Below are 6,153 nucleotides of genomic sequence, written 5' to 3' on the forward strand. Positions count from 1 at the left end.
GCAGCACTTGTCGGATGCCTAGCCTTGAGCAGCGCAACCGCGGCCGAAGCGCCGGCCGCCTACAAGCTCTCCCCCGGCGACACGGTGGAGATAGGAATTGCCTCCATAGCGGAACGAACGCAACGCGCGGTTGTCCAGATGGATGGCTCGATCGCGCTGCCCGAGTTCGGGATGATCCCGGTTGGCGGGTTGACGCCGGCCGAATTGCAGACGCGCATGGAAGCGGTGCTGCCAACCAAGATCGTCCACCAGCGTCTGCCTGATGGACGGGAGCAAATGATCGTCATCAAGCCGAGCGACGTCACGGCCGTGATCGCGGAGTACCGGCCGATCTACGTGACTGGCGATGTGCTGACGCCAGGGCAGCAGGCTTACCGGCCACTCATGACAGTCCGGCAGGCGATTGCGGTCGCCGGCGGTTTCAGCCTTCTGCGGTCGCGGGCAAGCCAAAGCGGACCTGATCCCGTTGATCTGCGACGCGACTACGAGTCGATCTGGGGGGATTACATCAGGGACTACTTTCATGGCGCCCGTATCCGCGCCGAACTTCAGAACCAGGCAGAATTTGACATGCAGCCGCCGCAGGGCTCGCCCCTGTCGAATGTATTGATATCGGCGGTCGCGCAGGCGGAAGCGGAGGGTCTCAGAATTTCGCTGAACAATTTTCAACAGGAGCAAAGCTATCTCGACAAGACCGCCAAGGATGCCGAGGCTGAGGTCGAGGTTCTGCTCAAGCGCGAGCAGACGGAAGCGGCAGCGGTGAAACAGGATGAGGACGATCTGGCGCGGGTCACCAAATCGTTCGAATCGGGCAACCTGACCAACAGCAGGCTCGCCGATGTCAGACGTGCGGTGCTGATGTCGTCGAGCCGGGCGCTCGAGACCTCGGTCGAACTCATGAGAACGCGGCGCCAGCAGGAAGACTTCGTCAGGCAGCAGGAACGCAATGAAAATCAACGAAGGATCGGCCTTCTGAACGAGTTGAGGGACACCGACCTTCGCCTCGCCGAGACCACTGCAAGGCTCCACGCAGCCAGCCAGAAACTTCAGCCATCAGGGGCGTCCGCTCTTCCGCTGCCGGTCGCCGGCGAAACCTTCCAGGCGCGGATCACAATAACCGGTGGAGCCGGCGACGCGTCGAGAAGTCGACCGGTCGACCAGGACACTGAGGTCGCGCCTGGAGACACCATCGAGGTGAGGTTCAGCAGCGACCTGCAGAGCGCGGCGATCCAGTAGTTGCGCGACGTGAACCGACCCGGGAACGACGGTGGCTGATGCCTCGCCTCACGGCATGAAGACCCGGGCGACCTGAGAAATCGGGCATGGGAAAATCAAGAAAGCGGGGTTGTCGTGATTGGTGAAATAGATGTCGCCAGCGCCTACATCACCGGCGGCATCGGCTTCATGGGGCTGAAGTTGGTTGTCGCGCCCGGTGTGCTCGTCCCTCGCCCGGAGACGGAATTGCTCGGCAGCACCGCCCTCAATGTGCTTCGTGAACTTAATCGGCCGGTCCCGCGTGTCGTGGACATGTGCTGCGGAGCGGGCAATCTCGCCTGCGCCATTGGATACAAAGTCCCCACCGCGCGCGTCTGGGCGAGCGATCTCACTGACAGCTGTGTCGAAACCACCTGCCGGAATGTCGCCCATCTTGGCCTGGCCGGACGCATTTCGGTGCTGCAGGGCGACCTGTTCAATTCCTTCTCGGGTCTGGAGCTCGAAGGCACGATCGATCTGGTCGTTTGCAACCCGCCTTACATCTCCGAGAAGCGGCTCGAAAACGACCGCGCGCATCTGATGGAACTTGAACCACGTGAGGCATTCGCTGCCGGGCCTTACGGCCTGAGCATTCACATGCGGGTGATCAAGGAGGCGCGGCGCTATCTGCGGCGAGGTGGCATGCTGCTTTTCGAGGTCGGGCTTGGCCAGGACCGGCAGGTCATGAGTTTGGTTGAGCGTTCCCAAGCCTACGAGAGCATTCGCGCGGTTGCAAACAAAGCCGGTGAAGCCAGGGTGGTTTGTGCACGGGCCAAAGCGCCAGCGTGAGCCGCGCCATGGGTTTGCGCGCTCGGTTGGGAGGACGCCCTTAAAGCGTAGCTCAGCGATCAGTTTTCCTTGCTGAGCACGTAACGTGCAATTCCCTGGATGGAATCGAAATTCTCAGGCAGAAGTTCACTGTCCTCGACAGTGATGCCGAATGTCTCCTCGACGAAGCCGATAACTTCAAGCACTCCGGTCGAGTCTATGATGCCCTGGTCGAGCAACGACGTTTCAACCTCCAGGGCACGCGGGTCGGCCACGTAGAAATTTGACGCCAGAAAGGCGCGTATCTGATCGCTGTAGGTGTCAATTCTGTTGTTCGTGCTCAGCATTGAATTGGCCTCCGATCCAAATGATTTCCAGGTGTCGCTTTATGAAAGCGCTATTTTCTTGAGCTTGCCCGTGTCCGTCATCGGTAGACTGGACACAATCTGGATGGACTTCGGAATCATGAAGTTTTCCAGCCGCTTCTGACATTCCATCCGCAGCTGCTTTTCGCCCATGATCGTTCCTTGCTCCATGACGACAAACGCTTTCACTGCTTGCCCCAGGAGGTCGTCGGGAACTCCAACGACCGCAGCTTCCCGTACTCCCGGGATTTCCATCAGCACGTTTTCGACTTCCCTGGGCGCCACCTTTTCTCCCCGCGATTTTATGATCTCATCGCTGCGGCCGACAAAATAGAGGTAGCCTTCTTCGTCCATTCGGCAGTAGTCGCCGGTGTACAGAACCTGCTCGCCGGGCAAAGGGCCAGGCTTGAGCTTCCTCGCGGTAGCCTCCGGCTTACCCCAGTAGCCCTTCATGACCGTTGCCCCGCGAATGATCAGCTGGCCGACGACATTGGGACCGACCCTTCGGTCATCCTCATCGACAATCCACATTTCGGTGTTCGGGATGGCGATCCCCACGCTCAACGGTTTCCGCGCAAGATCTTCCGGCGGAAGATAGGTGCAGCGTTTGCATTCGGTCAGGCCGTACATCGAATAGATGCGAGCATCGGCAAACAGTTCCTGGAGCAGGCGAATGTGCTTGAGCGGCAGTGCCGCGGCAGTGTTCGTGACATACCTTACGCTTGCAAAATCATCTGCCTTCAGCGTCTTGAGATCCGACAGCGCGGCAAAGATGGTTGGCACGCCGGGAAAGCCTGTAACTCTCTCCCTTTCGATGATCGCAAGTATCTGTGCGGGGAAGGCAAACGAGCGCTCGAGGACCAAGCGCGCCCCGGTACGGAATGCCATTATCATCTGATAGAGGCCGTAGTCGAAGGCCAGGGGCAAGACATTGAGGATCACATCGTCTTCGCCAAGTTCGAGGTACGAGGCAATCGACGTGCAGGCTGCCATCATGTTCCTGTGCGTCAGCATCACGCCTTTGGGTTCGCCGGTCGAGCCCGACGTGTAGATGATGGCTGCGAGATCGATATCGATGCGGCGGCGGGCCGGCGCTTTGCCGTGGCCGGCAGCCGCCTCATCCCAGCGCACGGCATGCGGCAATCCCCGGAGCTCGGCGACGTCCACCGGACCGGAGACGATGAGCCGCCGCAGCGACGGACAGTTACGCGCCGGTTCAGTAAAGATTGCCTGCAAATGTTTGTCGGTGATCAATGCTGCCGGCAGGCAATCGTTGAGCAAATACCCCAGCTTGTCGCTCTTGGTGAGCGGATTGACGATGCACACAACGGCGCTCGCCTTGAGAACCGCCCAGAAGCTGACCACGGTCTCGACGGTGTTGTCGGCGAAGATCATGACGCGGTCACCGGGGGCGACCCCGGACGTGACGAGATGATGGGCGACCGCGTTGGAGCGTGTCTCAAGCTCATCATAGGCGAGCCGGTGCCCGCCGCACACCAGCGCCACCTTGTCGCCGAGCCGGCCGGCCGAATGGCTGAGGTAGTCGTGCAGCAGAGGGACGGCGCCATGCATCATACCAGCACCTCTTCCCTGTGCAGGCGATCGACATCTATCCTGAGGTCGACCGCACGCCCGCTTGATGGACGGTTTGCGACAAACTGCTGATGGAGGAGCTGCGTCGACAGCACGCCGACCAGCGCCATGTTGTCCGAGTTGGACAGATCGCCATCGCCGGTCTTGGCAGCGCATTTGTCCAGCAGGCGCGCGACCGAGTTCGGATCAAAGACATTCGCCGCGCGCAGGGCAGTCTCCGAGAGTGCTTCGCGGACATAGGCGGGTGCGCTATCGCCCATGAAGCAAAGTGCGTTGGGCGCCCGGTAGGGCTGCTTCTTGCGGGCCACGACTTCCGCGGGGACGATCGATTTCGCCACACGCTTCAGCACGTGTTTCTCATCCAGAATGCGCAGCTTGTAGTCGGCCGGTAGCGAATTCGCCAAGGCCACGAGCCTGTCGTCCAGGAACGGGAAGCGCCCCTCGACGGAGTGGGCCATCAGCATCCTGTCACCCTGAGAGGAGAGCAGGTAGCCCGACATCAGCGTCCTGATCTCAAGATACTGGTCCTGCGCGAGAGGACCCCATCGTTGGAACTCTTCGGGCAGGCGGCCGAGCAGGTCAGCCACCACGTCGCGACGCGCCGTTTCGGCGTGCATGTCGGCCGAGAACAGCCGTTTTATGGCGCTGGTGGTGCGCCAGCGGGTATCATGCGCGAAGCCGGGCGCGCCATATGCATGGAGACCGTGTCCAAAGAACTGGCGCGCCATCGCCTGCTGCTTGACCGGCGAGCGGCTCAGATAGGGGTAGAGGCGTTCCAGCAGTCGCGCGCGGCGGGCGGATGCGGGCTGCCGCCCCCAGAAGCGGCGGACCTTGCCTTCCCGGAACAGGTCGTAGCCGGCGAACATCTCGTCGGCCCCCTCGCCGGTCAGCACGACCTTGATACCATGTTCGCGCACCAGCCTAGAGAGAAGGAACAACGGCGCCGGCGCCGTCCTGAGAATCGGACGCTCGGCGTGACGGATCACATCTGGGAAGATGTCGGCGATGTCACCGCGCGAAACCATCACCTCGTGGTGCTCGCCGCCGCTCGCACCGGCAACCAGCCGCTGGTAACAGGTTTCATCATACTCGGCGTCAGCAAAACGCAACGAGAAAGTCTGGAGCGGCGCGCCGGCGAAGCGCCTCCCGAGCATGGCGACAAGTGAGCTGTCGAGCCCGCCGGAAAGGTAGCAGCCGACCGGCACGTCCGCCTTGACCATTCTAAGCGCCGTCGCGGCCTGCAAGGCGCCGCGCACTTCGTCCACCGCATCCTCCAGCGAGCCCCTGAAGGTGCCATGGGCCAGGTCCTCGATCTCGGGATAGCAAGGTTTCCAGAAAGCGTGCTCACGAACGCTGCCATTGTCATAGATGCGGACATGGCCGGGGGTAAGTTCCTGTATCCCCTGAAATACGCCTTGCGGCGGTACGACCGTCCACAGCGTGAAAGTCTGGTCGACCCCCGCCGGATCGAAGGCCCGCGGTATCGCCGGGTCGGCTGCGAAGATGGCCTTAACTTCGCTGGCGAAATGCAGGCGGCCAGCGTGTTCGCACAAATGCAGCGGGCAGATGCCGAACCGATCGCGCGACAGGACGAGGCGGCCTGTCAGCGAGTCCCAAATGGCGAGTGCCCATTGCCCGTTCAGCCGCTCGAACGCGCCCACACCCCAGGCGCGGTAGGCATGCACGACGACCTCCGTATCGCTGCGGGTGCGGAAACGATGTCCCAGGGCTATGAGTTGGTCACGCAACTCGACGTAATTGAAGATCTCGCCGTTGAAGACGATCCAGGTGGTATTGCCTGTGTCGGCGAGAGGCTGCTGTCCGGTCGAGAGATCGATGACCGACAGGCGGGTATGCGCCAGCCCTGCTCGCCTGTCGCGATAAAGGCCGCTTTCGTCCGGACCTCGATGGGAGAGCGCGGCTGCCATTCTCAGAAGCGCGGCTCGTGAAGGAGGCTCCGCAGCCGCGTTCAGCGCCATAATTCCGGCGATGCCGCACATGGGTCAATCCCTGTCTATCGCAGCGGACACCTGTGGCCGTGCGTGGAGATAGCGGGCGGCGCGGCGTTTGCTGACGATATCCTTATAGACCTTCTCGACCTGCGCGGCAGTGAGGCCAGCGGCGGCGGCAACCACGCCGGCCGAAATTCCGTGATTCATGCCGTAGAGGCACA

5 protein-coding genes and 1 pseudogene are annotated in these 6,153 nt (G+C 61.6%); 2 read left to right on the forward strand and 4 right to left on the reverse strand.

Annotation, left to right across the window (positions count from 1 at the left end; translation table 11 throughout):
• Positions 1-24 precede the first annotated feature (24 nt).
• On the forward strand, positions 25-1,236 hold the full coding sequence (locus tag EOB49_RS22200) for a polysaccharide biosynthesis/export family protein (RefSeq protein ID WP_236383137.1): 1,212 nt from the start codon (positions 25-27) through the stop codon (positions 1,234-1,236).
• 114 nt (positions 1,237-1,350) lie between these two features.
• Positions 1,351-2,043, forward strand: coding sequence for a class I SAM-dependent methyltransferase (locus EOB49_RS22205; protein WP_164781762.1), 693 nt, complete (start codon positions 1,351-1,353; stop codon positions 2,041-2,043).
• 59 nt (positions 2,044-2,102) lie between these two features.
• On the opposite strand, the gene EOB49_RS22210 is transcribed toward EOB49_RS22205, so the two are convergent.
• The 4 genes and pseudogenes from EOB49_RS22210 to nadE all read right to left on the reverse strand — a co-directional run.
• The gene (locus EOB49_RS22210) at positions 2,103-2,369 is read right to left on the reverse strand and encodes an acyl carrier protein (RefSeq protein ID WP_027036262.1); all 267 of its coding nucleotides are present in this window, start codon (positions 2,367-2,369) and stop codon (positions 2,103-2,105) included.
• A 39-nt stretch (positions 2,370-2,408) separates the two neighbouring features.
• Complete coding sequence (locus EOB49_RS22215; RefSeq protein ID WP_164781763.1) at positions 2,409-3,962, reverse strand: AMP-binding protein; 1,554 nt, start codon at positions 3,960-3,962, stop codon at positions 2,409-2,411.
• Positions 3,959-5,980: an asparagine synthase (glutamine-hydrolyzing) gene (asnB, locus tag EOB49_RS22220; protein WP_127382241.1), complete on the reverse strand. Its 2,022-nt coding sequence runs from the start codon at positions 5,978-5,980 to the stop codon at positions 3,959-3,961. Before asnB ends, EOB49_RS22215 begins: the two co-directional genes overlap by 4 nt.
• 3 nt (positions 5,981-5,983) lie before the next feature.
• A pseudogene (gene nadE, locus EOB49_RS37845) lies at positions 5,984-6,153 on the reverse strand (NAD(+) synthase); the annotation flags it as partial.

Source organism: Mesorhizobium sp. M7A.F.Ca.MR.148.00.0.0 (assembly GCF_003997735.1).
GTDB lineage: Bacteria > Pseudomonadota > Alphaproteobacteria > Rhizobiales > Rhizobiaceae > Mesorhizobium.